Raw genomic sequence first — 24432 nt, forward strand, 5'->3', positions numbered from 1 at the left:
TCAGAACCGCACGCGCGCGCTGCCGGTCAGCCCCAGCCCTTCGGCCGGGCTGTGCGAGGTGGGAGAGCGGCTTTGCGCCGCCGTGACCGTGGCATCGTACCAGACATATTCGTAACGGCGGTCGAGCAGGTTCTTGCCCGTCAACGCCAGTTCCAGCTTGTCGATCGGGCGGAAGGCCACTTCGGCATTGAACACGGCATATTGGCCGAACTTGCCCACTGCTGGATCGTTGACCGCATTCAGCCAATAGCTGGACTGGCCATTGCCCCACAGCGACAGGCGCCAGCGCGCCGCCGGGGCGAAATCCACCCCGCCCGACCACAGCCAGTGCGGCACATGGTCGATCTCGTGCCCCAGGTAACCCGGCGTGGCCGGATCAGCGACGCGGATGCGCGAGGTTTGCCACGACAGCGCGCCCCAGGCCGACACTGCCTTGACCGGCTTGAGATTGACCTGCACGTCCACCCCGCGCCGGCGGGTGGCCCCGACGTTTTCGCTATCGCCCAGCGGATCGTTGAGCTTGCGCTTGATCTCGCCACTGGCATCCTGCAGCCACAGCGCGACGCGGGTTTCTATCCCGGCCATGGGGCGCAGCTTGATCCCCGCCTCCCAGCCGGCATTGATCGAGGGCGCCAGGTTGGTGGTGCGCGGCGGGATCAGATAGGCGCCCGATCCGGTGCCGATCTGGAAGCTCTTGCCATAGTTGCCATAGAGCGTGACCTGATCGACCGGCGTGATCGCCACCTGCAGCTTGGGCTGGCTGATCGTGCCATAGGCGTTGATCGGTGCCGTCGTGCCGGCCAGCCGGTTGTGAAACGTGCCCCCCACCCAATCGAGCCGCCAGGCCGGGCTGATCGTCAGCCAGCGGGTGGGTTCCAGAGTGAGCAACCCGTAAATCCCGCCGACATCGAGCGTGAAGGCCTGGTCGCGCGTTTGCGCCGACACCACCCGCGCCACCGTATTGTAGCGGCGCGAGACATTGTCCTGCCACTGCATGTCGCCACCCAGTTCGGCCATGACCGGCGTGCCGGCCACGTGCGTGTGCCAGTGCAGCGCGCCGCTGATCCCGTAGTGGTCCTCGTCCGTCATCCGCCGCTGCTGCGACGTGGCCGCCGAGAATTTGACGTAGCGATCATCGCGCAGCCGGTTGGCATAGGCCTTGGCCGTAAGATCGAGGCTGTCGCTGAACGTGGCGTCGAGATGGAGGCTGCCCTGAGCCACGGTGCGGGTATCGCCATCGGTCTGGTTGTAGGCATTGGTCATGCGCGGATGGGCCGCGGCGTTTTCCAAGGTGAGATAGCCCGGTTCATCGGCCGTGCCGCGATACCACCGCGCGATCGCGCCCACGCGCAGGGTGTCATTGGGGCGGAAGAACCACTTGCCCGCCAGGCTGCCCCGCGTCAGGGCGCCATGATCGCGCCAGCCACCGGCCTGGCGCCAGGCCGCCAGATAATTCTGGCTGAAGCCACCGCGCTCGATCCCGGCTACGGCCTGCGCCTCATAGGTATCGAAGCTGCCGCCTGAAACCTTGCCTTCCAGGTAATTGCCGCCGATCCGCGTCTGGATATTGGCGCTGCCGGCAATGGCGTGCAGGCCATAGCGCGGATCGGAAGTGCCGCGCACCACCTCGATCCCGGCGATATCGAGCGGAAAGACGCTGTCGATATAGGGCATGTTGCCGTCGTTGCTGTTGGCCGGCACGCCATCGATCAACAGCTTGACCGCGTTGATTTCCCCCTCGCCGTTGAAGCCGCGAAAGCTGAACTTGCCGCTGGTGGTGCCCTGGTTGAAGTTGGTCAGCATCACGCCCGGCAGGCGGCCGACCAGTTCCCAGGCATAGTTGACGTTGGCATTCTGCGCGACATCGCCGCCCATGCGGTCGATCGAGGTCAGCACGTTGCGCGAAGAGGCCGCCATCGATCGCGCCGACACCACGATCTGTTCACCAATGGAAAAGCCGGTATCGACCGTATCGCTGCCGGCAACCGGGCCTGGCGCTGCGCTTGGCGCAGGCGCTGCGGCCTGCGCGGGCATGGCGAAGACAAGCGCGCATGGCAACGCGCCCCACGAAATCTGCATGAAACTATCCCCTGTCCGGCGCCAGTGGCCGGCCTGAACCTGATGATGCCGCCCGGCAGCGGGCAGCGTGCGTGGATCAGGCGATCAGGGGTGGGCCACGCAGTGGCGGCCAGGCATGCGCGCGCCGGCGCGGCGCAGGCACGGGGGTGGCGGCAAAGCCCAGGGCGAGAATGAAGGCCAGCGCTGCGGCCAGCAGCACGGGATCGGCCCCGCCGAGCAGGGCATGGCCCAGCGCGCCATAGGGACAGGTGCCCTGCGCCTTGGCATGGCTGGCACCGCCCTTTTCCGCGCCATCCTTCACCGGCACCACCACCTGGCGCACCAGGTCATGGCGTCCGTCGATCCCTTCGGAACAGAGCTGGATGGTAAAGCTGCGCGTCTGGCTGCCGGGCATGTAGCCAGCCGGAACCAGCGCCTTCATCGCCAACGACAGCGCGACCAGCCACAGGGCCAGGGCGGAATGCCGAAACAGGAAGGCGCGAAGAGCAATCATGCGACACGCGGCATAAGCGGGCGCATGGGCATTGTCATCAGGACAAAATGTCGCGCCGCGATGGCAGGCGGCATTGCGGCCGCCTGCCCGCACCGTCAGATCGCGTGTTCGTCGTCTGCAGTCAGATTGGCCAGGTCGCCCTCGATCGGCTGCTTGCCGGGCTTGGCACGGCGATAGGCGTCAAAGCTCTTGCGATCGGCATCGAAGGTCATGTCCCAGGGGATGTTGTCGCCGCGGAAGATCGCCGGGGCATTGGCCGCCCAAAACAGCGAACCGAACTTGAAGTCCCACGCGCGCGGCACCCAGGCATCGTCGAGATAATCGGTGTCGGCGTGGTATTCGGCCTCGCCGGCGTGGCCAGGCATTTCGCAATAGTAATAGATCGCCGAGGAAATGCGGTGGCGCGAGATGCCGCCGCTGGTGTTCATCGTGGTGTTCTTCCAGCCGCGGTTGTCCATGATATTGGCGCCGAGCATGACCTCGTCGATATCATCGCAGCCAAAGGCGATGTGCATGAACTTGAAATGGTCCGGCGCGATTGGCAGGTCGCAGTTCACCCAGAAGATCGAGTGATGCTCGAACGTGCCGCCGGCGCGGGCGAAGATGCCGGTGCCCTTTGAGTGATCGACATAGCGGAAGCCGAGGTGGCGTTCGTAGAATTCGAAGCTGCCGACATAGTCGGGCGAGAAAAAGACGACGTGGTTGATCGTCTTGGGAATGGCGCGCTTGCGCCAGATGCGGTGCTGGTTGAAGCGCGGCCAGCTCGACGGCGTATTGACCGGGCTCGCTTCCGACACGACGGCGCGCTTGGCCCAGACACGCAGCGCGATCGGCTGGCCATCGGGGCAGACGCAATGGACGGTGCCATCGGCATCGCGGGTCACGGCCACCTCGGTCGCGAGGCTGGCAGCGATGCGCTCGAGGTTTTCAGCCGTATCGACACCCCAGACGGTTTCCTTGATGCCGTCACCAGCAAATGGATCGGGCACAGGCAGGCGCGGATCGCCATGGCGCACCACGATCACGCGGCTGCCCGATTGCAGGCGGAAAACGCTTTCATGCTCGCCCGTGCTTTCGAGCGGCAGGCCGAAATCTGCCCAGAAGCGGGTGTGTTCGGCAAGATCGGCCACGCCGAAGATGACGCTTTCAACGCCAAGGATGGCGGATGTGGACGAAAGGGGGCTGGATGCGATCGGCATGGGGTCTCCGCAGAATCTGTCACTGACCTTCATGCCGTGGATAGCTGCGGCGCGGAAACCGATGTTTCGGCAACCAAGCTATTCACCGCACGGATGGATCAGTTGCGGCGGAACAGCAGGGTGAGCAGGAACAGCACCGTCCTGAGATCGAGCAGGCGCAGCGCGGCGCGGGCTTCGGCCGGGGTGAGCCGGGCAACCATCGGCATCGCGCCGAAGATCTTGCCGCGGATCACCAGGGTGTTGCCGTCCGCCTCGATCTTGCGGATGGCCATGAGTTCCTTGTCGTTGGCGTCAAGAATCCGGGCGACGCGCGCCTTGGCCGCGCCCTTGTTCGGCAAGTTGGTCATTGCACGGCCCTTCCGCAAATCCGGTCGTAGTCCATTCCCAGGTCATCCATCATCTGGATCGCCGTGGCGCGCCCGGCCCCGAACACGCCGCCGCCGGGGTGCATGAACGGGCCGACGAGGTAGAGGCCCTCCACCTCCGGCACGCGCAGCGCGCCCAGGTCAGGCGTGGGGCGGTGGCCCGCGGATTGGTAGAAGAACGGCGCGCAGCCGTGGATATCCCCGCGCACGAAGCTCGCGGGGCTGTCACGCTCGTGGTCGAGCGGCGAGCGCACGAGGCGGCCGGTGATGTTGTCATCGCTCAGGTTGGCGTAGAACTTGCGGTATTGCGCCAGCGCGCGGTCGGCCACCTCGTCCTTGCAGGTGTCCCACGATTGCGGGCCGCGGGGGTGCAGGTCATACGGCGCGAAGTTGACGCCATAGAACACCCCGGCCCCGGCCGGCGCGCGGCTGGGATCGAAGATAGTGTTGTCACCGCCCGCGATCAGGCGCGCGCTCACCTCGCCACGGCGCAGCTTGTCGTATTCCAGCTGCATGTCGCGCACGGTGTAGAAGTCCATCAACTCGGTCATCATCGCGTTGCAATCATTGCCAACACGCAGTTGCAGGCGTTCCTTCAGCGTCAGGTGCGTGAGGTTGATCGAGAAGGTGGACTGGGTAACGCGTTCGGCGCGCTGCAAGACCGGCTCGGGCGCTTCTGCCACGAACGTGCGCAGGACATGCGGGTGGATCGCGCCGATCACGCCATCGCGGGCCATCACGCATTCGCCGTCGCGCAGTTCGAGCCCGGTGGCCCTGCCGCCCGAGACGATCACGCGACGCACCTCGGCGTTGCAGCGCACTTCGCCGCCAAAATGCTCGATGGCGCGCACCAGAGCGTGGCTGAGCTGGCCCGAGCCGCCTTTCGGCATCGAACAGCCGAAGCTGTGGACGATGCCGGGCATGACGAAAGCGCCCATGCCGGTGCCGAGCTCATCGGGCATCTGCAGGTTTTCGGTGACCATGCGCACGATGTGCAGCTTGAGCAATTCGCTATCAAAGTAATGATCGACGATATCGAGCGCGCTGCGCTGCATGAGATCGAGCAGGAAGCGGCCTTCGTCCGACTGATCCATCATCGCCACGAACGCGCCGAGCGGAAACGGCGGGGCATACATCCCGCTCATCAGCATGGGCAGTGCCGTGGTACTCATGCCGACAAAGCGGCGATAGGCTTCGGCGTCCTTGTCACCGGCGACGCGGGCGAGTTCCTCGCAGGTGCGATCGAGATCCTTGTAGGACCGGATCACGGTGCCGTCTTCCCAGATCGAGACGTGGACGAGATCGGGATAGATATATTCGAGCCCGAACTTCGCGAGCAGACCCAGCTCGTCTTCGCGCAGCATGGGGTTGCCCTGGATCATGATGTGCACGTTGGAATGTTCATCGTGCCAGAAGCCGGGGTGCAGCAATTCCCGCGTGGACACGCCGCCGCCGTAGTGCGGCTTGCGTTCGAGCACGAGGACCTTCTTGCCGGCCTTGGCCATGTAGGCCGCGGCGACGAGGCCGTTGTGCCCCGCCCCCATCACGACGATGTCATGCTGGCTCATGCCGGCTCCTCCCCCAGAAAGGCGCGGAACCCGGCAAGCCCGGGGACATGCGATGCGCTGCCGCCATCGCAGACCAGCACCTGGCCGGTAATGTTGCGCGCAGCATCACTGGCCAGGAAGGCCACGGACTCGGCAATATCCTCTGGCTCGCCAAGGCGATCGCGCAGGGTTTCGTCCTCTACCAGTTGGCGCAGGGCCGGGGGAAACGCCTCGCGCAGCGCCGGCGTCATTGTCATGCCAGGCGCCACCGCGTTGCAGCGCACGCCGGCGCGGCCATGGCTGGCAGCAATGGCGCGGGTCAGCTGGATGACGGCCGCCTTGCTGCTGGAATAGGCTGCCTGGATGAGATGGCCCTGCAGCGCCAGGTTGCTGACGGTGTTGACGATGCAGCCGCGGCTTTCGCGCAGCGCGGGCAGCGCGGCGCGGCAGGCCATCATGGTGCCGCGCACGTTGACCGCATAGGTGCGGTCCCACAAGTCTGTGTCCATGCGTTCCACGTCGCCATCGTTGCGCGCCACCTCGGGCCCCAGCAGCGCGGCATTGTTGTGCAGCACATCGAGCCGGCCAAAGTGGGCGACAACCTGCCCGACCATCGCCTGGATCGATGCTTCGTCGGCCAGGTCGAGCGGCACCGCGATGGCACCGGGCAATTGCGCGGCGAGCGCAGTGGCGCGCGCAACGGCAATGTCGGCCAGCGCCACGCGGGCGCCGCGCGCGGTCAGCAGGCGGGCAGTCGCCTCGCCGATTCCGCCAGCCCCGCCGGTGATGATGGCAACCTTGCCGTCCATGGCAATGGCATCTGCGGTCATGCGCATTCTCTCCCTGTTCGGTTGTGTCAGGCCGTTTTATGGTGATGGTGACAAAGCGGAAGACGGCACTTTTTTGTGCCCATGACAGGCGGGGGAGGCCGAGTTGGACAGCGCGCCATTGCACCAGGCCATCGCGCGGCTGGCCGCCGAGATGACCGCGCATGGCAAGCATCGCGATGACCCCGCGCGCGAAGTGATGGGCTTGCTGGGCGACCGCTGGTCCACGCTGATCCTGCTGGTCTTGGAAACGGGCGAATGGCGCCATGCCGACCTGCGCCGAACGCTGGGCCAGCTGTCTGCCGAGCAGGCGATATCGCAGCGCGTGCTGACCCTGAAGCTGCGCACGCTGGAGCGTGACGGCTTTGTGGCGCGCACAATTACTGGCTCGGTCCCGCCGAAAGTGAGCTATCGCCTCACGCCACTGGGCCGCGACCTCCACGGCCAGGCGCGCGCCCTGATCGACTGGATCAACACCCGCGCGGACAATATCCGGCTGGCGCGCGAAAGGTTCGACGCCACAGACAGTTAGTCTGCATCAGTGCTGGGGATGGTTCATCCGGTATTGCACTTCGATTTCATCAAGAGCGATCTTGGCGGCGCTGGGCAGTGGCACGACATTGTCCGCCACATCTGCCTTCGCACCCGCGGCCGCCTGGAGGCGTTCGACCACCCAGCGCAAGGCGCGGTCGTTGTTGTTGGCGATGTTCCACTGGATCGCTTCGCGGATCGGCGGGATGTCGAACGGAACTTCCCGCATGACCAGGGGCATCGCGCCAACGACGATTTCCGCCATGCGGCGGTGCATGGTGGCGATGCGCTTGGTGCCGAGGATAAGGCCGGGCAACGACAGGAACGAGGGCGCGATGACTTCTACCCGCCGCTGCTGCTTCTGGCGCCGCATGAACCAATCCTCGAACGCGGAAACCCGCGACTTGCCGAAACGGGGCGTGACGTGGCCCAACTCGAGATACAGGTCACGCGTCATCGGCTGCGCCATGGCCGGATTGGCGGCATCGCCCACCACGACGTAATCGTCTTCGAACAGGACCTGGCTGGGATGATCGGCCGAGATCGCGATATCGATGGTAAGCAACAGGTCGATGTGTCCGCGCTCGATCGCTTCGATCGGGCTGTCGTTCATCGGCTGGATCTCGAAACGCAGATGCGGCGCATCCTTTTCGAGATCGGCCAGCACGCGGGTGAGCAGCACTTCGGTGGAATAGTCCGAGGCCATCATGCGAATGGTGCGGTCGGCAGTGGCAGGATCGAAGGGCGGCGCGACCGCCACGGTGGTGCGGATCTGTTCGAGCACGGCGCGCACCGGCTCGATCAGTTCTTCCGCCCGCGCAGTGAGGATCATCGCCCTGCCCTTCACCACCAGCAGTTCGTCCTCGAAATACTCGCGCAGGCGCCCCAGCGCGCTGGAGGTGGCGGATTGCGACAGGCACAGCCGATCGGCCGCCAGGCTGACGCTGCGTTCGGTCAACAGCACGTCGAGCGCCACGAGCAGGTTGAGATCGAGCCTTCCGTAGCGCATCGCCATCTCCCTCGCCCCTCAGATCATTGCGAGGGCGTTGGAGACGAGTGTAGCAGCATCGCCATCGTGTGCAAAACCGGCGCGGTCCGCCGCTGCCGTGGTCAGCGGGGGCTGCGCGGCAAAGGCTGCTTCGAGCGATGGATCGGGCTGGTAACTGACCAGATCGGCCGCCATCCCGCACTGGCGGGCGATTTCCCCGGCCAGATCGCCCATGGCAACGCGCAATGCCGGAAGCGTCACCACGCGGGTGTTCGGCATCAGCCCACTGTCGAGGTTCAGGGCATGGACCAGGTTGTCGACGCAGCGCGTCACCGATTGCCCCCAGATCGTTCCCTCGGCCGAGACCGGGCAGACAAAGCGCTCGCCGGCCTTGAGCGCATGGAACAGGTTGGAAATGAAGGCCGATTTCAATCCTGACGGTCCCTTGGGCCGGGCCAGAATGCCCGACAGGCGAACGGTGACGCCATCGATCAGGCCGCGGTTGGAAAACATCGCGACGGCATGCTCCATCATCGCCTTGTGCCCGCCGTAGATCATCTTGGGGCTGAGCGGGGTACCATCGTCCACCTGCGCCGGGAACGGATCGCCGAACACCGCGATCGAACTGGCATAGACCACGCGCAGGCCGGGATTGAGCGCGGCCGCCTCGAGCAGCAGGTCATACATCGCATCGACGTTGATGCGCCGCGACAGCGCGGGATCGGCTTCTGCCGCGCCGCCGGGCACCGTGGCGAGGTGGACCAGCGCATCGCACCCCTGCGCCAGTGCCGCCCCCCGCACGGCAACATCGCCCATGTCCCCCACGATCAGCCGCGCCGGCGCGGGCAGATCGGCGGGCATGGTATCGAGCCCGGTAACCTCGTGGCCGGCGCCGACCAGCCTGCCGACCAATGCCCGACCGACAAAACCGCCAGCGCCCGTCACCACGATATGCATTGCGAAACGCTCCTTAGAAATTGCCGGAAAGGCGCAGGCCCCAGGTCCGCGGGGCGGAAAAGTGCCCGACGGCCATGCCGAGCGGCGAAGCCTGCGGCGCAAGGTCGCGGCGCTTGTTCTCGATGTTGCGAACAAAGCCGGTAAGCGCCAGGCTTCCGTTGGCGGCGCGCACCGTCAGCGACGCGTCGGTCGTCCAGTAGGCGGGAATGCGCTCGAAATCGAGATATTCGAAAGCGCCCCACTGGCTGTCGCGCCAGGCAGTGTTGACGTTGGCCACCAGTTCGACGTCGGCGTTGAGCGGCACCACCTGCTCGGCGCCGAGGTTGACCGTCCACTTCGGGCTGAACAGCAGCGGATTGCCCGAGCAGTTGAAGTCCTTGACCGGCGCACCGCCAGCGACGGCCCCGGTATAGGTGAACGGGCAACCGATGTTGTCACGCGGCGAGGCGGTATAGAGGTGGAGGTCGTTGTACTTGGTATCGAGGTACTGGACCTTGGCGCTGAGCGTGGTGCCACGGGTGGGCTTGACCACGAGATCGGCGTCGAAGCCCTTGATCGTGGAACGGCCGGCGTTCTCGTTCGAGCTGATCAGGGTGCCGCTGGTGTCAACGGTGAAATAGGTGATCTGCTGGTCGCGGTACTTCCACAGGAAGCCCTCGAGATTGAGCTGGACGTGATTATCGAAGAACCGGTTCTTTGATCCGATGGTGTAGGCGGTGATGAACTCGGGCAGGTACGAGGTCTTGCTCTCGGTCATCTGCAGGCCGCCGGCGCGATAACCGGATTCCGCTGTGGCGTAGAGCAGGCTGGTGGGCGTGACATCGAATTCGGCCGAGGCCTTCCACGTTACGCGCGAATAGGTCCTGCTATCGACGACGGGGTTGTAGGTCTTGAGAATGGCGCCGACGCCATTGACCAGCGGAAATACCTGGTAGCCGGGCTGGTTGGTGCTGTTGCCAGCGATCCAGCCGTTCGACTTGAGCCAGTTGATCGTGTCGCCGGTGTTCAGGAAATTGGGATAATAGGGCATGTTGCCCGGCGTGGCGCAGCCAGCGCCGAACGAGGCCGGCGGCGTGATCAACGCGGGGGGCGGCCCGCCGCAGAACGTGATAAAGTTGTTGATCAACCCATCGATCGACTTCTTGTCGTGGGTATAGCGCGCGCCGCCGATCAACCGGAACCGGTCGGACACATGGGCGGTCAACTGGCCGAACGCGGCATAGCTGTCGGTCTTGTGGCGATAATCCACGATCGGCAGCACGAATTCCTGGTTATACTCGTCGTTGGCCTTGATCTTTTCATTGAAGTAGTAGGCGCCCAGCACATAGTCGAGCATCCCGGTCTTGCCGGAAAGGCGGGCTTCCAGGCTGGTCTGCTTCACCTTTTCGACGGTGTGGGCCACGTTGAAAGCCGGACCATAGAAGAAGGAATTGTCGCTGCTTTCGCGATAGGCCGGGATCACCGTCAGCTTGCCGATGCCGGTCTTCCAGTTGATTTCGGCATTGACGCCCCAATAGGTGCTGTCCTGCCGCTGATCCTGGTTCATTGCGCTCAGGAAGCCGAAAGCCGGCGCGCCGATGTTCTGCGCACGGAAAGCGTTGGCGGCAGGGGTGTTGAAACCCTCGCTCGAATCCAGGTTGGCGGGGAAGAAGCTATAGCCCGTGGGGCCAGGAATATACCCGCCGATATAGCTGCCGCCCGCGCCACGGCCGCCCAGGTGGGTGTAGTCGGCGCCGATGCGCACCGACAGGTCGCTGCTCGGCTCGACCAGGAACTGCGCGCGCAGCGAGCCGCGCTTGGCATCGTCGGTGCCATCGCGGTTGTAGCCATCGTGGGTGGAATAGGCTCCGCTTACGCGCAACGCGGAATTGGCGCTGGTGGCCAGGTTGACGTGGGCATCGGCATCCACGGCATTGTAATTGCCGGCAGAAATGTTGAAGCCCATCGAATTGCGGCCGATTTCAGGATGGGCCGGAATGATGTTGACCGCGCCGCCGGTCGCGTTGCGACCATAGAGGATGCCCTGCGGCCCCTTGAGCACTTCCACGCGCTGCAGGTCATAGAACGCCGCGCCGAACACGCCGCCGCCGCGGCCAAGCACCACGCCATCATAGCTGGGGGTGACCGCCGGATCGTTGTAGCTGCTGGTGGTGATGTTGCCGACGCCGCGAATGAAGATCGAGGCGATATTGCCGCCGGGCTGCGGGATCGAAAGCGAGGGCACCGCCTTGGTGATGTCGGCCGACGAGGTGATGCCGCGCTGGGCCAGATCGTTGCCGGTGACGGCATCGATCGCGAGCCCAGCCTTTTGCAGCGATTCCTCGCGGCGCTGGGCGGTGACGATGATTTCGCCGATCCCGCCATTGTCCGCCGGAGCTGCGGCGGTCGCCGTAGCCGTGGCCGTTGCAGGCTGGTCCTGGGCGCGCGTTTCGGCCGCGAATGCCGGCGTGGCGACAATGGCCAGGGCGCTCGTGGCGAGCAGAAGGGTGCGCATGGTTTTTCCTCCCCGTAAATGTGGCGCTTGAATTGCTTGATCTTGCGGTTAGCCCGGCCCGCCGCAAATATCTTACCGATTGAATCGATAGATCCCTATCCACAGTTCGGATTTGTACAGTGTGTCCGCTTCGTTAGGTCATGCCCCCTATGAACCGGGAGACAATCAGCAGCATCGCAACGGCGCTTGTCGTTGGCGGCGGTATCGGCGGCATGGCAACGGCGATCAGCCTGGCCGAGCGGGGAGTGAAGGTCGACCTGATCGATCTCGACCCGGAATGGCGGGTCTATGGCGCCGGGATCACCATCACCGGCCCCACCCTGCGCGCGTACCGCCAGCTTGGTCTGCTCGAACAGATCAAGCAGCAGGGCGCCATCACCAGCAAGACGCGCCTGTTCCGCTATGACGGCCACCACATCCTCGACCTGGAAGAGCCGGTAATCGAGGAAGGCCTGCCCGCAACCGGCGGGATCATGCGGCCGATCCTGCACCACATCATGCAGCGCCGGGTTACCGAACTGCAGATCCCGGTCCAGCTGGGCCTGACCGTGTCCGCGCTGGAGAACCGCGACGATGGGGTCGACGTGCGCTTTTCCAACGGAACGGAAGGCCGCTATGACATGGTAGTGGGGGCAGACAGCGTCGCTTCGGGCGTGCGCAGCATCGCCTTTCCGCACATGGGCCCGGCACAGCCGACCGGCCAGGGATGCTGGCGCATCTCGATCGCCAAGCCGCCGGGGCTCAACGCCAGCGAGTTCTTTCTGGGCCATGCCAATCCGGCGGGGATCACCCCCTGCGCGCCCGACAAGATCTATCTGTGGATGCTTACCGCGCATGTGGAGCGCGAGCAGCACATGAACGAGGAAGAGCTGTTCGTCACGCTCAAGGAGCTGCTGCGCGACTTCGGCGGCAATGCCGGGTGGATTCGCGACACGATGACGCGCGAGGACTGGATCAACTATCGCCCGCTCGCCGCCGTGCTGCAGCCGCGTGACTGGTTCAACGGGCGGATCGTGCTGGTGGGCGATGCCGTGCACGCGACCACGCCGCACCTGGCATCAGGCGCCGGGATGGCGGTGGAAAGCGGCATCGTGCTGGCCGAAGAGCTGGCGCGGACGCCGGACGTGGCCAGCGGGCTGCGCGCCTATCAGGAACGGCGCTTTGACCGTTGCCGCGACGTGATCGAGACCAGCGTAGCCGTGGGCCAGTTGCAACTGGAAAACGGTGACCCGCAAATCCACGCCAAGATGCTGGAAGGCGCGCTGCACCGGCTGAACGCGCCCTACTGATCCCGAAGCGTAAAAAGTCAGGTGGCGGCGCGGCGTGACACCACGAGCGCCGCTACGGCAACGCCCAGCCCGGCCAGGGCCGCGTGGCCAAGCACGGCAAAGGCCGGCATCAATCCACCCCAGTGCAGCGACAGGGCCGTCACCACCAGTGGGCTGAGCCATTGGCCCAGCGCAAAGGACGATTGCCACACGCCCGTGCCCCGCGCCCGCACCTCATAGGGCAGCAGGCTGATCGACCAGACCAGCAGCGTGGGCAGCAGCATGCCCCCACCGACCTGGTTGACGAAGCAACCCGCCAGGAACATCGGCACGCTCGTGCTGTGCCCCATGATGGCAAAGCCTGCTGCGATCAGCGCAAATTCGGCACAGAGCAGGCGCAGCGGCCCCTGCCCCGCGATACGCGTGTAGACGAACGTGCCCAGCGGCACGCCCAGGCTGGCGAGCGAGGTGAACAGGCCGATGCGCGCGGCGCTGACAAGGCCAAGCTGGACCAGACCCGACGAAGCCTGGATCTGCACGGTGTAAAAGAACACCGAGCCATAGATGGTAATCGCCACGATGACCGCGAGGCGGCCCCAGGGGCTGGACGCCGCCGCCGGCGCGGAAGATGCCTTGGGCGTAGCGGCAGCGGGCTCGGTATCCCAGGTATAGCGCCAGACCATGGCGAACATGATCAGCGCCGCGCCATAGACCCAGAACGAGGTGCGCCAGCCGAAATCGCCGAGCACGCCGCCAAGATTGAAGAACAGCAAGGCAGAGACCGAGGCAAAGGCGGTTTGCCCGGCCAGCCAGCGATCGCGCGCCGGGCCGGTAAAGTAATCGCCGATCATGGTGGTCGAGAGCACGTAGATCAGCGCTTCGGCGATCCCGACCGCAACGCGCGAGGCGAGAATGGCCCAGAGGCTGGTCAAGACCAGCGGCGCCATGCCGACCACCGCATAGAGCACGAACGCCATCAGCAGCAGGCGACGCCGGCCAAAGCGATCGCCCAGCAGCCCTGCGACCGGGCACAACAAGGCGACGCACAGCGACGGCAGGGTCAGGACCATGGGCACGAGATAATCGTGGCCCGGAACATGGGCATATTCCGCCATGAGGCGCGGCAGGACCGGCGCGAGCAGAACCACCGCCATGGTCGTGAGGGTAATCGGCAACAGCAGGGATATTCCCGTCATCGTACCGGCTTGCTGTTGTCTCTCCACGTGCATGCTCTTTCCTGGCTTATGAGCCCGAGACCATTCCCGGCAGCGCAGAGCGCGTCCAATTGATAGCGCAGGGCGCAATCGATCGGTCTTGTCGATAGGCGCGACAGGACCGATGGCAATGCATCCAAAAAGCGAAATCCATGCGCGGAACAGGGGATGCTAGGATCGGACAACGGCAGGGCCACACCTGCGATGGAGAGGAAAAAGACCATGACCCTTGCCGAAACGCCCTTTTCGGATCTGGCCCGCGGACAGCGGCGGTTGGCAGGGCGCGTGGCCGTGGTGACCGGCGCGGGCGCCGGCATTGGACGCGGGATCGCGCGGATGTTTGCGGCGCAAGGGGCAACCGTGCACGCGCTGGATATCGATGCGGCAGGCATTGGCGCGCTGGCCGAGGAAACCGGCGGGGCCGTACGGGCCTGGCCGATAGACCTGCTGGACGAGGCAGCGGTGCAGCAGGCGATCACGACGATCGGCAGCGAGGCGGGACGGATCGATGCGCTGGTACCGGCAGCGGCGATGGCTGTGTTCAACTGGATCGACACGATGACCTATGCGCAGTGGCAGCATACCCTGCGCGGCGAACTCGACATCGTGTTTCTCTGCACGCACGCGGCCTGGCCCTGGCTGAAGGCGAGCGGACGCGCGGCGATCGTCAATTTCGCCTCGGCCAATGCGCACGTGGCGCTCAACGGCTCCCCGGCGCTGGCGCACTGCGCGGGCAAGGGCGGCGTGATGGCGATGACGCGCCAGTTGGCGATGGAAGGCGCGCCCCACGGCATCCGCGCCAACACGATCTCGCCCGGCCTGATCCTGACCCAGCAAACCGCGCGGCACATGGCGTCAGATCCCGGGTTCGAAGCGTTTGCGCTGGAAAAGATGATGATCAAGCGCATCGGCCAGCCCGAGGATATCGCCTGGACGGCGACGTTCCTGTGTTCGGACGAGGCAGGCTATATTACCGGGGCGGATTTCCGCGTGGACGCCGGCTCGACCGCGTGGTGAAGCAGCGCGGCTGACCTTTCCCGGCAGATCGCGCGGTGTCAGCTGCCGTCGCTGATCAGGGTGCCGCCATCGGCGACGAGATTGTGGCCGGTGACGAACCCGGCAGCGGGGCTGGCAAGGAAGGCAACCGCGCCCGCGATCTCGGCAGGGGTACCAGGGCGGCGCAGCGGCGTCATGGCCATGCGGCGGGCCATGAAATCGGCGTTGTCGAGCAAGGGCTGCGACAGTTCGGTGGCGACAAAGCCAGGCGATACGGCGTTGACGCGCACACCGCGCGGCCCCCATTCCACCGCCAGGTTGCGCGCCAGCTGCGCCACCCCGGCTTTGGCCAGGGCATAGGCATTGATCCGCCCATTGCCGCGCAGGCCGGCAAGGCTGGCGACCAGCACCGCTGCACCAGCGCCGCCCGGCGCTGCGGCAATATGCGGCAGCGCCAGGTTGCACAGCACGACCTGGCTGCGCAGGTTGATCGCCATGACCTGGGCGTAATCATCCATGGCCAGATCGGCAAAGCCGCCGGGGCGGCCGGTGATCCCGGCATTGCACACCAGAATGTCGAGCCGCCCGCATCGGGCCAGCGCGAAATCGACCAGCGCCGCCTGCGCGGCATCGTCGGTAACATCGCAAGCCATGCCGGGCATGCCAAGATCGGCAGCAACGCGGGCCGTGTCGGCCGCGCTTTCGCTGGAGATGACGACCTGCGCCCCTAGCGCGATCAGCGCCTGCGCGATCGCCAGGCCGATGCCCCGGGTTGAGCCGGTGACGATCGCGCATTTGCCCGACAGATCGAACATGGCCTCAGTCCGGCTTGTCTTCGGGCAGCGGCTGGCCGTTGTGGAGATAGGCCGGGGCCTCGATCAGGATGAAGGCAATGCGGCAGGGCTTGTCGGTGGTGTTGCGCCACAGGTGATTGGTGCCGCGCTGGACGATGATGCCGCCCTGGCCGATCGTGCGCTTCGCGCCGTCGTCCAGTTCCAGCTCGATCTCACCCTCCAGCACGATGCCATAGTCGATCGAGTTGGTGCGGTGCATCGGGCTTTCCTTGCCCGGCAGCATGTCGACGATGCGGATGACCGAGCCGCCGTTGAGCGTGAGGCCCGCCGGACGATGGCGCCCATCGGTTTCGTCATTGTTGTCGGCCGGCACCGTCGCCGTGGTCCACACCAGCAGGAACGCCCCATCGCCCGAAGGGATCAGCTTGGTGGGCGACACGTCCTCTGACTTGAACACCGCCCGGCCGTTGGCATCATGGCCGGTAACAACGCGCTGCACAGGGGGAAGACCGGAATCGGAGATTGGCGAATTCATGGGCATGTTCCGTAGTTAATCAGATGAAACGGACGGGTTCAACCAGCAGGTGGCGCGTTGCCGCAGGAGCCAGCACCGGCTCCGCCAGATCGGCAAGAACGCCGGCAATCACGGTGGGATCGGCCCCGGCGGCAAGGCCGATTTCATCGAACTGGGTGAACGGAAAATCGCCTTCGACGACGCGGGCGAGATTGGTGACCACGCCGTGGACGTCGTCCCGCGCGGCGATCGCTGCCAGGGCCAAGGCCCACCGCTCGATATCCACGCCGCGCGCCGCACGAAATAACAGAAGCTTGGCCAGCGCATCATCAGCGCCGGGCGCCACGACGCGTTCGGCAGCGAAAAGCGCGATCGAGCCATCCCGTTCGCGGAAGTTGTCTTCATCGGGCCCAACGCGCAGGCGATAGGCTTCGCTTGCCTTGGACGCGGCCATGGCGGCGGGTTCGGCAAAGCGGATCACGGTGACCGCATCGCGATCATCGAGCAGCGGCAGGCCCGCAAGGTCTTGCGCATATTGGTGGACATAGCCGGTGAAACCGCCCGACACTGCGGGCTCGGCCACCACCATCGGGCCGTGCACGGTTTCGAGATGACGGCGCAACCCTGCGCGGCCAAGCCCCAGCTGCGTGCGCGGCAGGATGACCAGCTTGACCGGGCCGGCGGGAGCGGCGTCAGCCACGGACCACGGTCTGGTTGAGCACGCCGAACGGCGCGCGGCCGGCCGCATCGACTGCTTCCATGCGCACGCTGTCGCCAAAGCGCATGAAGGCCGTCTTGGCTTCGCCCAGATCGAGCATTTCGATGCCGCGCCGCTCGGCAATGCAGGAAGAACCGATCTCGCGGAAGTTGGGGTTGGATACGGTGCCCGAGCCGATGATCGTGCCCGCCACCAGATCGCGCGTGCGCGCCGCATGGGCGACGAGTTCGTGGAAGCCGTGGCCCATCGGCTCGCCATTGGCAGCGCCAAACCGTTGGCCGTTCCAGTCCACGCGAAGATCGAGGCAGACGCGTCCGTCGCGCCAGGCATCGCCCAGTTCATCGGGCGTGACGGCATAAGGCGCCATGCCGCACGGGGGCTTGGCCTGGACCCAGCCGAACCCGGTCTTCATTTCTGGCCCGGCGAGCGTGCGCAGCGACCAATCGTTGACCTGCACGACAAGCCGGATGTGGTTCATTGCCTCTGCAGCAGATGTGCCCATCGGCACGGCATCGACGATTACGCCGAATTCGCCCTCGAAATCGATGCCGAGCGCCTCGTCGGGGAACTTCACCTCGCTGATCGGGGCGTAGAAGCGATCCGACGTGCCCTGGTACATCAGCGGCGCGCCGGTCTTGATCGGCGTAATGCCGAGCACGGCATCCATCAGATCGCCATGAGACTGGAACGCCGAGCCATCGAGCCATTGCCATGCGCGCGGCAGGGGGGCGAGCACCTGCGCCGGGTCGAGCGGCTCAGAAAACGTGGTGATCGCCGCGAGTTGCGGCGCAACGTCGGTCCATTGCTCCAGTGCGGCCTGCAAGGTGCCCACCGGCGCGGGCGCGTGGGACCGGCCATCTGGCGATACGACCACGAGCCGTCCATCCGGCGTTCCATCCTGCAAGGTGGCAAGGCGCATCGATCGTGTCTCTCCAAGTTCTCGTTTCGCAACGACTATGCGGGAGGCGGGCCACGCACAACGGCATCTCATCGATAGCTTCGCATCGAAACTATGCGATGGTTCGGCCCCAAGGCGGCTGGCAGGGCACTGCAAAGACAAGCCGACATGGAGAGTTTGGTGGCGATTTACCTCAAGCGCGGTGCGACGGCGGAAGCCAAGGCGGACGCGGACCGCAAGGTGCGCGATACGGTGGAAGCGGCGCTCGCCGCGATCGAAGCCCGTGGCGACGCGGCCGTGCGCGAGATGAGCATTCGCTTCGACGGATGGGACCGCGACGATTACCGCCTGAGCCAGGCCGAAATCGACGCCGCGGTGGATAGCCTGACCGCGCAGGAGCGCAAGGATATCGAGTTTGCGCAGACCCAGGTGCGCAACTTTGCCCAGGTGCAGCGCGAGTCCATGAAGGACGTGGAAGTGGAAACCATGCCCGGCGTGGTGCTGGGCCACAAGAACGTGCCGATCAACGCCGCCGGCTGCTATGTTCCGGGCGGCAAGTATCCGCTGCTCGCCTCGGCGCACATGTCGGTGATCACCGCCAAGGTGGCCGGCGTGAAGCGCGTTGTCACCTGCGCCCCGCCTTTCCAGGGCAAGGCAGCGCGGCATATCGTGGCAGCACAGGCACTGGCCGGGGCCGACGCGATCTATGCGCTGGGCGGCATCCAGGCGATCGGCGCCATGGCCATCGGCACGCAGAGCATCGACCCGGTCGATATCCTGGTTGGCCCCGGCAATGCATTTGTCGCCGAAGCCAAGCGCCAGCTGTTCGGCCGCGTCGGCATCGATCTCTTCGCCGGGCCGACCGAGACGCTGATCATCGCCGACGAGGTGGGCTGCGATGCCGAACTGGCCGCCACCGATATCCTGGGCCAGGTCGAACACGGGCCCGACAGCCCCGGCGTGCTGCTGACCAATTCAGAGAAGCTGGCGCGCGAGACGATGGCCGAGATCGAGCGGCTGCTGCAGATCCTGCCCACCGCCGACCACGCACGTAAGGCGTGGGAAACCTATGGCGAAGTGATCGTGGCGGAAAGCTACGAGGAGATGGTGCGCATCGCCGACGACATCGCCAGCGAACATGTGCAGGTGATGACCGCCGATCCCGATTACTTCCTGAACAACATGACCAACTATGGCGCGCTGTTCCTGGGCCCGCGCACCAACGTCTCGTTCGGTGACAAGGTGATCGGCACCAACCACACCCTGCCGACGCGCAAGGCTGCGCGCTATACCGGCGGCCTGTGGGTGGGCAAGTTCCTCAAGACCTGCACCTACCAAAAGGTGCTGACCGACGAGGCATCGGCACTGGTAGGCGAATATTGCAGCCGGCTGTGCGCACTGGAAGGCTTTGCCGGCCATGGCGAGCAGGCCAACGTGCGGGTGCGCCGTTATGGCGGGCGCAACGTGCCCTATGCCGGGCAGGCCGCCCCCAGCGAGCTGACGCGGGCATGACGGAGCGGCCGGTGTTGCCGACCACGCCATCGTTCCGGCTGGACGGGCGGCGCGCGCTGGTTACCGGCGCGGGCCGCGGGATCGGCCTGGCAATGGCCGCCGCGCTTGCCGATGCAGGCGCGACGGTCACGCTGGCGGCACGCAGCGCCGACGAGATCGCGGCAGCCGCAGCGGCCATCCGCGATGCCGGTGGGGCTGCCGAGGCCGTGGTCCTCGACGTGGCCGACCATGCGGCGGTTGCAGCATTCTTTGCCGACCGCCCGGCCTTTCACGTGCTGGTCAACAACGCCGGAACCAATCGCCCCATGCCGATGTGGCAAGTGGGCGAAGCCGATTACGATGCGGTGATGGATCTCAACGTGAAGGCGGCGTTCTTCGTGGCGCAGGCCTGCGTACAGGCGATGATCGCCCAGGGCGTGCGCGGCAGCCTGATCCACATCGGCAGCCAGATGGGCCATGTCGGTGGACCCAACCGCAGCCTCTACTGCGCGAGCAAGTGGGCGCTGGAAGGCATGAACAAGGCCTTTGCGCTGGACCTTGCCCCCCACGGCATCCGCAGCAACACCATCGCCCCCACGTTCATCGAAACCCCGATGACGCGCCCGTTCTTTGCCGACGAAAGCTTCAAGGCGAGCGTGCTGGGCAAGATCAAGCTGGGGCGGCTGGGCACGGTGGAAGACCTGATGGGCGCGGTGCTGTTCCTGGCGGGCGACGCCAGCGCGCTGATGACCGGGACCAGCCTGGTGGTCGACGGCGGCTGGACCGCAGACTGATTTTTCACAAGGAATTTGCACATGTTCGAGCCGTTTCCCGGAAACTACATCTGGAACCTGGGGATCAACCTGGCGCTGATCGCCGGGGGCAACCATGGCGAACTGGACGAGGTATGCCGCCCGGTGCGCGAGGCCGCCAAGGCCGGCGCCGATGCCGGATCGGCACAACTGTTCGACAGCTGGATCGCGGTGGCAGACCAGGTGACGCGCAATGCGCAAGCCGACGAAGCGGAAGGCTTCCTGCTGTCCGCCGGAACCAAGTATCTGCGGGCATCGGGCTATTACCTGGGGGCAGAGCGACTGCAGAGCCGTGACTACGCCCCGCGCTGGGCGGCCTATGACAAGGGCCTCGAACTCTATCTGAAGGGCGCCCGGATGCGCGGGCAGCATGTCGAAAAGGTCGAGATTCCCTACGAGGGATCAAGCTATACCGCGCTGTTCTACCACGATGGCTCGGGCACGCCGCGGCCCACGCTGGTGTCGGTCAACGGGCTCGATTCGATGAAGGAACAGGTGGCCATGGCCGGCCACGCCGCGGTGAACCTGGAGCGCGGGATGAACACCCTGTTCGTCGACCAGCCCGGCACCGGCGAGGCGATCCGCAAACGGGGCCTGCCGGCGGTCTATGACGCGGAGCGCTGGGGCAGCCCGGCGCTGGACTACCTGCTGACACGCAGCGACGTGATCCACGATCGCATCGGCATTTTCGGGCTCTCGTTCGGCGGCTATCACGCCCCGCGCATAGCCGCCAATGATCCGCGCTATGCCCTGTGCGCGGTCATGGGGACAAACCACGTGTGGGGCCAGCGCCAGCGCGAGCGCGTGGCCAACGAGGGCGAGAACCCGGTGCCGCACTACTGGGACCACGTCATGTGGGTGTTCGGGATCGACGACCGGGATGCCTTCCTGAACTATGCCGACAGCATCACCCTTGACGGGCAGGTGGAAAAGATCCGGGTGCCGTTCCTCGTCACCCATGGCGAAAACGACCGCCAGATTCCCGCCTTCAACGCCCAGCGCAGCTATGACCAGGCGGTCAACAGCCCGAAGCGCACGCTGCGGGTGTTCACCAAGGCCGACTTCGAGGTGGAGCACTGCGGCGCGGACAATGGCACGGGGATGCGCGACTACATCGCCGATTGGTGCGCACAGACGTTTGCGGAGATGGGGTGATGGCAGCCAAAGCAGCGCACTGATGGCCGACTTCGCCTTTCACCACGCCGGAGTCTCGGTGCCCGATCTGGATGCCGCGATCGACTGGTATCACCGGGTGCTGGGCTTCACCCTCGAAAAGCGCTTCTACATCGAAGCCGCGCGCAGCCACACCGCGATGGTGCGCAAAGGCCCGCTGCGCTTTGAAATCTTCGAGGTGGAAGGCGCGGCACCCCTGCCCGAAGACCGGCGCCACCCGCCGCGCGATGTGAAGACGCACGGCAACAAGCACGCGGCGTTTCAGGTGCCAGACCTCGACGCGTTCCTGGCGGAGATGGAGCAGAAAGGCGCCGACATCGCCTTTGTCGTGCGCGAAAGCTTTGGCAAAGGATGCTTCATCCGCGATTGCGCCGGCAACCTGATCGAGTTCGTGGAACAGCCCGAAGCCTGACGGACGTGCCGCAGGCCCGCGCTGGGAAAGCAAACGTCGCCAAGCGCAGGCTGCAGGACAAGGAATATCGGCAATTTTACGCAAGCTGCCACGCGCGTCACCGCTGTTAATCAGTGATTAAATCGGGTTGACCCTCACTCCATGCGACCTTACTGATCGCCGCTCGATAACGGGCTGCGACCGGCGGCGAATGGAGAGATGACGTGGCAGGCTTCCGCTTCAGCGTATCGCGCTATGGTATCGTACCTCTGCCTGCTGCGCGCCGCGCCGCCATGCAATGGCGTGCGCGTGGCATGGCGGCCACCTCGGCTTTGCTGGCGGTGGCAGCACTCCTGCCTGCCGGCCCCGCTGTTGCGCAGTCCGGGATTTCCACCGAAGCCGTGGCGGCCCCCGCCCAACCCGACACCGTGCTGCTGCCCACGGCGGAACGCGTCGACCGCGAGGTCTGGCACAAGAGCGACGGCGGCAGGCTGGCGGTGCGCAATGTCACCCGGGCAACGCTGACCCTGTTTCGCCCGGCAGAGCCACGCACGCGCGCGGCCGTCATCATTGCCCCAGGCGGCGCGTTCCTCGGGCTCGAAATGGACAAGGAGGGCTGGCTGATCGCCCGCTGGTTCGCCAGCCACGGAGTCACGGCATTTGTTCTCAAGTACCGGACATTGCCGACGCCGCCAGACCAGAAAGTGTTCGTCGCCGAACTCGACAAGATGATTGCAGGACAGCCCAGCGTTCTCGCACCGCCTGCCGATACGCCACCAGCAGCGCTGGCCGATGGCCTGGCCGCACTGCGCTATGTGCGCGGGCATGCGGCCGAACTCGGCATCGACGCAAAGCGCGTCGGTTTCATGGGCTTTTCGGCAGGCGGCTTCCTCACCCGCAGCGTGATCGAGCACGGCGGCGCCGACAAGCCCGATTTCGCCGCGCCGATCTATCCCAACATGGGGCCGATGCAGGTCCCGGCCGATGCACCACCGATGTTCGTGGCGATCGCCGCCGATGACTTTTTGCTTGCCCGGCAACAGGGCCTGCCGTTGCTGGAAAGCTATCGTGCCGCGGGGCGATCGATCGAGTTCCACCTCTTCTCAAAAGGCGGCCATGGCTTTGCCGCCGCAGCGGCCGGATCGCCGGAAGAGGGCTGGCTGGACCTGATGCTCCGCTGGATGCGCACCCAAGGCCTGCTGGCCGAACGAGGAGACAAGTGATGCAAACCGATCGTCGCAGCCTGCTCGCTTCGGCCATGGCACTCGGCGCTGTCGCTGGCACGCCGGTGCTGGCCCGGGCGGCGCAGAGCGCACCGCTCAGCCCGGCTTTCCCATCCGGCTTCCTGTGGGGCGCCTCGACCGCCGCGCACCAGGTGGAAGGCAACAACCTCAACGCCGACCTGTGGGTGATCGAAAATCTGCCCAACACCATGTTCGCCGATCGGTCGGGCGACGCGGCCAACAGTCTGGAGCTGTGGCCAGTGGATCTCGACCTGGTGAAGGGCCTTGGCCTCAACACCTATCGCTTCAGCCTGGAATGGGCCCGGATCGAGCCTGACAAAGGGCATTTCTCCAATGCCATGCTCGATCACTACAAGGCGATGATCGCCGGGTGCCGCGCGCGCGGTATCAAGCCGGTCGTTACCTTCAATCATTTCACCACGCCGCGCTGGTTCGCCGCGCAGGGCGGCTGGGGCAACCCGGAATCGGTCACGCTGTTTGCCCGCTTCTGTGATCGGGCGGTGCGCCATCTTGGCGCCGGCATCGAGCTGGCCTTGACCTTGAACGAGCCCAACCTGGCCGGCTTGCTGGGCGAATTGCTGCCCGCGCAGCTGGTTGCCGGCGACAAGGCCATGCAGGAGGCCGCCGCCCGCCAACTGGGCGTAGCGCGGTATGCGCCCGGCGTGGCGATCTGGGTGGAAGAGCCGGCCACCTATCGCGCCCACATGATGGAAGCCCATCGCCGCGGCGTAGCCGCCATCAAGAGCGTGCGGCCCGACCTGCCAGTCGGCGTCAGCCTTGCCATCATCGACGACCAGGCGATCGGACGCCATTCGCTGCGCGATCGCATGCGCGAACGCTACTATGGCGAATGGCTGCGCCTGGCCGCCCAGACTTGCGACTTTGTCGGGGTGCAGAACTACGAACGCAAAGTCTGGAACGACCGTGGCGTGGTCCCCCCACCGGCCGACGCGCGCAAGAATTTCACCGGCGCCGAGGTCTGGGCGGGATCACTGGCCGGCGCGGTGCGCTATGCCTGGGAAGCAACCAAGCTGCCGGTCTATGTGACCGAGCACGGCGTCAACACCACCGACGATTCCCTGCGCCAATGGCTGATCCCCGCCGCGCTGGCCGAACTCAAGCGCGCCATCGACGATGGCGTCCCGGTCCGCGGCTACATGCACTGGTCGCTGCTCGACAATTTCGAATGGGGTTTCGGCTACGCCCACCGCTTCGGCTTGCACAGCGTCGACCCCAACACCTTCGCTCGCACCGCCAAGCCGAGCGCTGCCGTGCTGGGCGCCATCGCCCGACGGAACAGCCTGTGATTGCCGATATCTGGGGGCCGCTCTGGAGCGTGGTCCTGGTGGGCGGTGACGGGCTCGAACCGCCGACCCTCTCGGTGTAAACGAGATGCTCTACCAACTGAGCTAACCGCCCCCATGCGGGGAGGCCGGCCT

Annotated in this window: 23 protein-coding genes and 1 tRNA gene; 9 read left to right on the forward strand and 15 right to left on the reverse strand. The window is 65.6% G+C overall.

Annotation, left to right across the window (positions count from 1 at the left end; translation table 11 throughout):
- The 6 genes from SCA01S_RS18430 to SCA01S_RS18455 form a co-directional block, all read right to left on the reverse strand.
- A complete protein-coding gene (locus SCA01S_RS18430; protein WP_062788088.1) occupies window positions 1–2079 on the reverse strand; it encodes a TonB-dependent receptor in 2079 nt (692 codons plus the stop codon).
- Window positions 2080–2155: 76 nt separating this feature from the next.
- Complete coding sequence (locus tag SCA01S_RS18435; protein WP_022675224.1) at window positions 2156–2572, reverse strand: DUF2946 family protein; 417 nt, start codon at window positions 2570–2572, stop codon at window positions 2156–2158.
- A gap of 95 nt (window positions 2573–2667) precedes the next feature.
- The gene (locus tag SCA01S_RS18440; RefSeq protein WP_062788090.1) at window positions 2668–3771 is read right to left on the reverse strand and encodes a VOC family protein; all 1104 of its coding nucleotides are present in this window, start codon (window positions 3769–3771) and stop codon (window positions 2668–2670) included.
- 98 nt (window positions 3772–3869) lie between these two features.
- The gene (locus SCA01S_RS18445) at window positions 3870–4118 is read right to left on the reverse strand and encodes a hypothetical protein (RefSeq protein ID WP_022675226.1); all 249 of its coding nucleotides are present in this window, start codon (window positions 4116–4118) and stop codon (window positions 3870–3872) included.
- Window positions 4115–5704 carry a phytoene desaturase family protein gene (locus SCA01S_RS18450; RefSeq protein WP_062788092.1) on the reverse strand — a complete coding sequence of 530 codons (1590 nt, stop codon included), beginning with the start codon at window positions 5702–5704 and terminating at the stop codon, window positions 4115–4117. The genes SCA01S_RS18445 and SCA01S_RS18450 overlap by 4 nt, the downstream gene beginning before the upstream one ends.
- The gene (locus tag SCA01S_RS18455) at window positions 5701–6513 is read right to left on the reverse strand and encodes an SDR family NAD(P)-dependent oxidoreductase (RefSeq protein WP_022675228.1); all 813 of its coding nucleotides are present in this window, start codon (window positions 6511–6513) and stop codon (window positions 5701–5703) included. The genes SCA01S_RS18450 and SCA01S_RS18455 overlap by 4 nt, the downstream gene beginning before the upstream one ends.
- A 103-nt stretch (window positions 6514–6616) precedes the next feature.
- On the opposite strand from SCA01S_RS18455, the gene SCA01S_RS18460 reads away from it, so the two are divergent.
- Window positions 6617–7042 (forward strand): winged helix-turn-helix transcriptional regulator, encoded by a 426-nt coding sequence (locus SCA01S_RS18460; RefSeq protein WP_022675229.1) that lies wholly within the window; start codon window positions 6617–6619, stop codon window positions 7040–7042.
- Window positions 7043–7048: 6 nt separating this feature from the next.
- Here the strand turns inward: SCA01S_RS18460 and SCA01S_RS18465 are convergent, their stop codons facing one another.
- From SCA01S_RS18465 to SCA01S_RS18475, 3 genes are read right to left on the reverse strand one after another with little or no spacing between them, the layout of a single operon-like run.
- On the reverse strand, window positions 7049–8050 hold the full coding sequence (locus tag SCA01S_RS18465; RefSeq protein WP_028657575.1) for a LysR family transcriptional regulator: 1002 nt from the start codon (window positions 8048–8050) through the stop codon (window positions 7049–7051).
- Between the two features lie 18 nt (window positions 8051–8068).
- Window positions 8069–8986, reverse strand: coding sequence for an NAD-dependent epimerase/dehydratase family protein (locus tag SCA01S_RS18470; RefSeq protein WP_062788094.1), 918 nt, complete (start codon window positions 8984–8986; stop codon window positions 8069–8071).
- A 13-nt stretch (window positions 8987–8999) separates the two neighbouring features.
- Window positions 9000–11480, reverse strand: a complete 2481-nt coding sequence (locus SCA01S_RS18475) for a TonB-dependent receptor (protein WP_062788095.1) — start codon at window positions 11478–11480, stop codon at window positions 9000–9002.
- A gap of 149 nt (window positions 11481–11629) precedes the next feature.
- Here SCA01S_RS18475 and SCA01S_RS18480 point away from each other — a divergent pair, with 149 nt between their 5' ends.
- Window positions 11630–12769, forward strand: a complete 1140-nt coding sequence (locus SCA01S_RS18480) for an FAD-dependent monooxygenase (protein WP_062788096.1) — start codon at window positions 11630–11632, stop codon at window positions 12767–12769.
- Window positions 12770–12786: 17 nt separating this feature from the next.
- Here SCA01S_RS18480 and SCA01S_RS18485 read toward each other — a convergent pair whose 3' ends face one another.
- Window positions 12787–13944 carry an MFS transporter gene (locus SCA01S_RS18485; RefSeq protein ID WP_233251175.1) on the reverse strand — a complete coding sequence of 386 codons (1158 nt, stop codon included), beginning with the start codon at window positions 13942–13944 and terminating at the stop codon, window positions 12787–12789.
- A gap of 240 nt (window positions 13945–14184) precedes the next feature.
- On the opposite strand from SCA01S_RS18485, the gene SCA01S_RS18490 reads away from it, so the two are divergent.
- Window positions 14185–14979 carry an SDR family NAD(P)-dependent oxidoreductase gene (locus tag SCA01S_RS18490; protein WP_062788098.1) on the forward strand — a complete coding sequence of 265 codons (795 nt, stop codon included), beginning with the start codon at window positions 14185–14187 and terminating at the stop codon, window positions 14977–14979.
- 38 nt (window positions 14980–15017) lie between these two features.
- On the opposite strand, the gene SCA01S_RS18495 is transcribed toward SCA01S_RS18490, so the two are convergent.
- The 4 genes from SCA01S_RS18495 to SCA01S_RS18510 are packed head-to-tail and all read right to left on the reverse strand — an operon-like array spanning window position 15018 to window position 17903.
- A complete protein-coding gene (locus tag SCA01S_RS18495; protein ID WP_022675236.1) occupies window positions 15018–15773 on the reverse strand; it encodes an SDR family NAD(P)-dependent oxidoreductase in 756 nt (251 codons plus the stop codon).
- Between the two features lie 4 nt (window positions 15774–15777).
- Window positions 15778–16287 carry a cupin domain-containing protein gene (locus SCA01S_RS18500; RefSeq protein WP_022675237.1) on the reverse strand — a complete coding sequence of 170 codons (510 nt, stop codon included), beginning with the start codon at window positions 16285–16287 and terminating at the stop codon, window positions 15778–15780.
- 19 nt (window positions 16288–16306) lie between these two features.
- On the reverse strand, window positions 16307–16966 hold the full coding sequence (locus SCA01S_RS18505; protein WP_062788100.1) for an EthD domain-containing protein: 660 nt from the start codon (window positions 16964–16966) through the stop codon (window positions 16307–16309).
- Window positions 16959–17903: a fumarylacetoacetate hydrolase family protein gene (locus SCA01S_RS18510; RefSeq protein ID WP_062788102.1), complete on the reverse strand. Its 945-nt coding sequence runs from the start codon at window positions 17901–17903 to the stop codon at window positions 16959–16961. The genes SCA01S_RS18505 and SCA01S_RS18510 overlap by 8 nt, the downstream gene beginning before the upstream one ends.
- 147 nt (window positions 17904–18050) lie before the next feature.
- Here SCA01S_RS18510 and hisD point away from each other — a divergent pair, with 147 nt between their 5' ends.
- The 6 genes from hisD to SCA01S_RS18540 all read left to right on the forward strand — a co-directional run bounded on the left by hisD (window position 18051) and on the right by SCA01S_RS18540 (window position 24300).
- Window positions 18051–19394: a histidinol dehydrogenase gene (hisD, locus tag SCA01S_RS18515; RefSeq protein ID WP_211185612.1), complete on the forward strand. Its 1344-nt coding sequence runs from the start codon at window positions 18051–18053 to the stop codon at window positions 19392–19394.
- A complete protein-coding gene (locus tag SCA01S_RS18520; protein ID WP_062788104.1) occupies window positions 19391–20167 on the forward strand; it encodes an SDR family NAD(P)-dependent oxidoreductase in 777 nt (258 codons plus the stop codon). Before hisD ends, SCA01S_RS18520 begins: the two co-directional genes overlap by 4 nt.
- 21 nt (window positions 20168–20188) lie before the next feature.
- The gene (locus SCA01S_RS18525) at window positions 20189–21340 is read left to right on the forward strand and encodes an alpha/beta hydrolase (RefSeq protein ID WP_062788106.1); all 1152 of its coding nucleotides are present in this window, start codon (window positions 20189–20191) and stop codon (window positions 21338–21340) included.
- A gap of 22 nt (window positions 21341–21362) precedes the next feature.
- A complete protein-coding gene (locus tag SCA01S_RS18530; protein ID WP_062788108.1) occupies window positions 21363–21770 on the forward strand; it encodes a VOC family protein in 408 nt (135 codons plus the stop codon).
- Between the two features lie 203 nt (window positions 21771–21973).
- A complete protein-coding gene (locus SCA01S_RS18535; protein WP_245652772.1) occupies window positions 21974–22972 on the forward strand; it encodes an alpha/beta hydrolase in 999 nt (332 codons plus the stop codon).
- Window positions 22972–24300, forward strand: a complete 1329-nt coding sequence (locus SCA01S_RS18540) for a glycoside hydrolase family 1 protein (protein ID WP_062788109.1) — start codon at window positions 22972–22974, stop codon at window positions 24298–24300. Before SCA01S_RS18535 ends, SCA01S_RS18540 begins: the two co-directional genes overlap by 1 nt.
- A gap of 36 nt (window positions 24301–24336) precedes the next feature.
- Here SCA01S_RS18540 and SCA01S_RS18545 read toward each other — a convergent pair.
- Window positions 24337–24412, reverse strand: a tRNA-Val gene (locus SCA01S_RS18545).
- Window positions 24413–24432: the final 20 nt, after the last annotated feature.

This window comes from Novosphingobium capsulatum NBRC 12533, from assembly GCF_001598375.1.
Lineage (GTDB): Bacteria > Pseudomonadota > Alphaproteobacteria > Sphingomonadales > Sphingomonadaceae > Novosphingobium > Novosphingobium capsulatum.

Excerpts from the sequence above, each read along its gene's own strand:
- SCA01S_RS18430 (WP_062788088.1), bottom strand. The coding sequence starts at position 2,079 with ATGCAGATTTCGTGGGGCGCGTTGCCATGCGCGCTTGTCTTCGCCATG.
- SCA01S_RS18435 (WP_022675224.1), bottom strand. The coding sequence starts at position 2,572 with ATGATTGCTCTTCGCGCCTTCCTGTTTCGGCATTCCGCCCTGGCCCTG.
- SCA01S_RS18440 (WP_062788090.1), bottom strand. The coding sequence starts at position 3,771 with ATGCCGATCGCATCCAGCCCCCTTTCGTCCACATCCGCCATCCTTGGC.
- SCA01S_RS18445 (WP_022675226.1), bottom strand. The coding sequence starts at position 4,118 with ATGACCAACTTGCCGAACAAGGGCGCGGCCAAGGCGCGCGTCGCCCGG.
- SCA01S_RS18450 (WP_062788092.1), bottom strand. The coding sequence starts at position 5,704 with ATGAGCCAGCATGACATCGTCGTGATGGGGGCGGGGCACAACGGCCTC.
- SCA01S_RS18455 (WP_022675228.1), bottom strand. The coding sequence starts at position 6,513 with ATGACCGCAGATGCCATTGCCATGGACGGCAAGGTTGCCATCATCACC.
- SCA01S_RS18465 (WP_028657575.1), bottom strand. The coding sequence starts at position 8,050 with ATGCGCTACGGAAGGCTCGATCTCAACCTGCTCGTGGCGCTCGACGTG.
- SCA01S_RS18470 (WP_062788094.1), bottom strand. The coding sequence starts at position 8,986 with ATGCATATCGTGGTGACGGGCGCTGGCGGTTTTGTCGGTCGGGCATTG.
- SCA01S_RS18475 (WP_062788095.1), bottom strand. The coding sequence starts at position 11,480 with ATGCGCACCCTTCTGCTCGCCACGAGCGCCCTGGCCATTGTCGCCACG.
- SCA01S_RS18480 (WP_062788096.1), top strand. The coding sequence starts at position 11,630 with ATGAACCGGGAGACAATCAGCAGCATCGCAACGGCGCTTGTCGTTGGC.
- SCA01S_RS18485 (WP_233251175.1), bottom strand. The coding sequence starts at position 13,944 with ATGACGGGAATATCCCTGCTGTTGCCGATTACCCTCACGACCATGGCG.
- SCA01S_RS18490 (WP_062788098.1), top strand. The coding sequence starts at position 14,185 with ATGACCCTTGCCGAAACGCCCTTTTCGGATCTGGCCCGCGGACAGCGG.
- SCA01S_RS18495 (WP_022675236.1), bottom strand. The coding sequence starts at position 15,773 with ATGTTCGATCTGTCGGGCAAATGCGCGATCGTCACCGGCTCAACCCGG.
- SCA01S_RS18500 (WP_022675237.1), bottom strand. The coding sequence starts at position 16,287 with ATGAATTCGCCAATCTCCGATTCCGGTCTTCCCCCTGTGCAGCGCGTT.
- SCA01S_RS18510 (WP_062788102.1), bottom strand. The coding sequence starts at position 17,903 with ATGCGCCTTGCCACCTTGCAGGATGGAACGCCGGATGGACGGCTCGTG.
- hisD (WP_211185612.1), top strand. The coding sequence starts at position 18,051 with ATGGAGAGTTTGGTGGCGATTTACCTCAAGCGCGGTGCGACGGCGGAA.
- SCA01S_RS18520 (WP_062788104.1), top strand. The coding sequence starts at position 19,391 with ATGACGGAGCGGCCGGTGTTGCCGACCACGCCATCGTTCCGGCTGGAC.
- SCA01S_RS18525 (WP_062788106.1), top strand. The coding sequence starts at position 20,189 with ATGTTCGAGCCGTTTCCCGGAAACTACATCTGGAACCTGGGGATCAAC.
- SCA01S_RS18530 (WP_062788108.1), top strand. The coding sequence starts at position 21,363 with ATGGCCGACTTCGCCTTTCACCACGCCGGAGTCTCGGTGCCCGATCTG.
- SCA01S_RS18540 (WP_062788109.1), top strand. The coding sequence starts at position 22,972 with ATGCAAACCGATCGTCGCAGCCTGCTCGCTTCGGCCATGGCACTCGGC.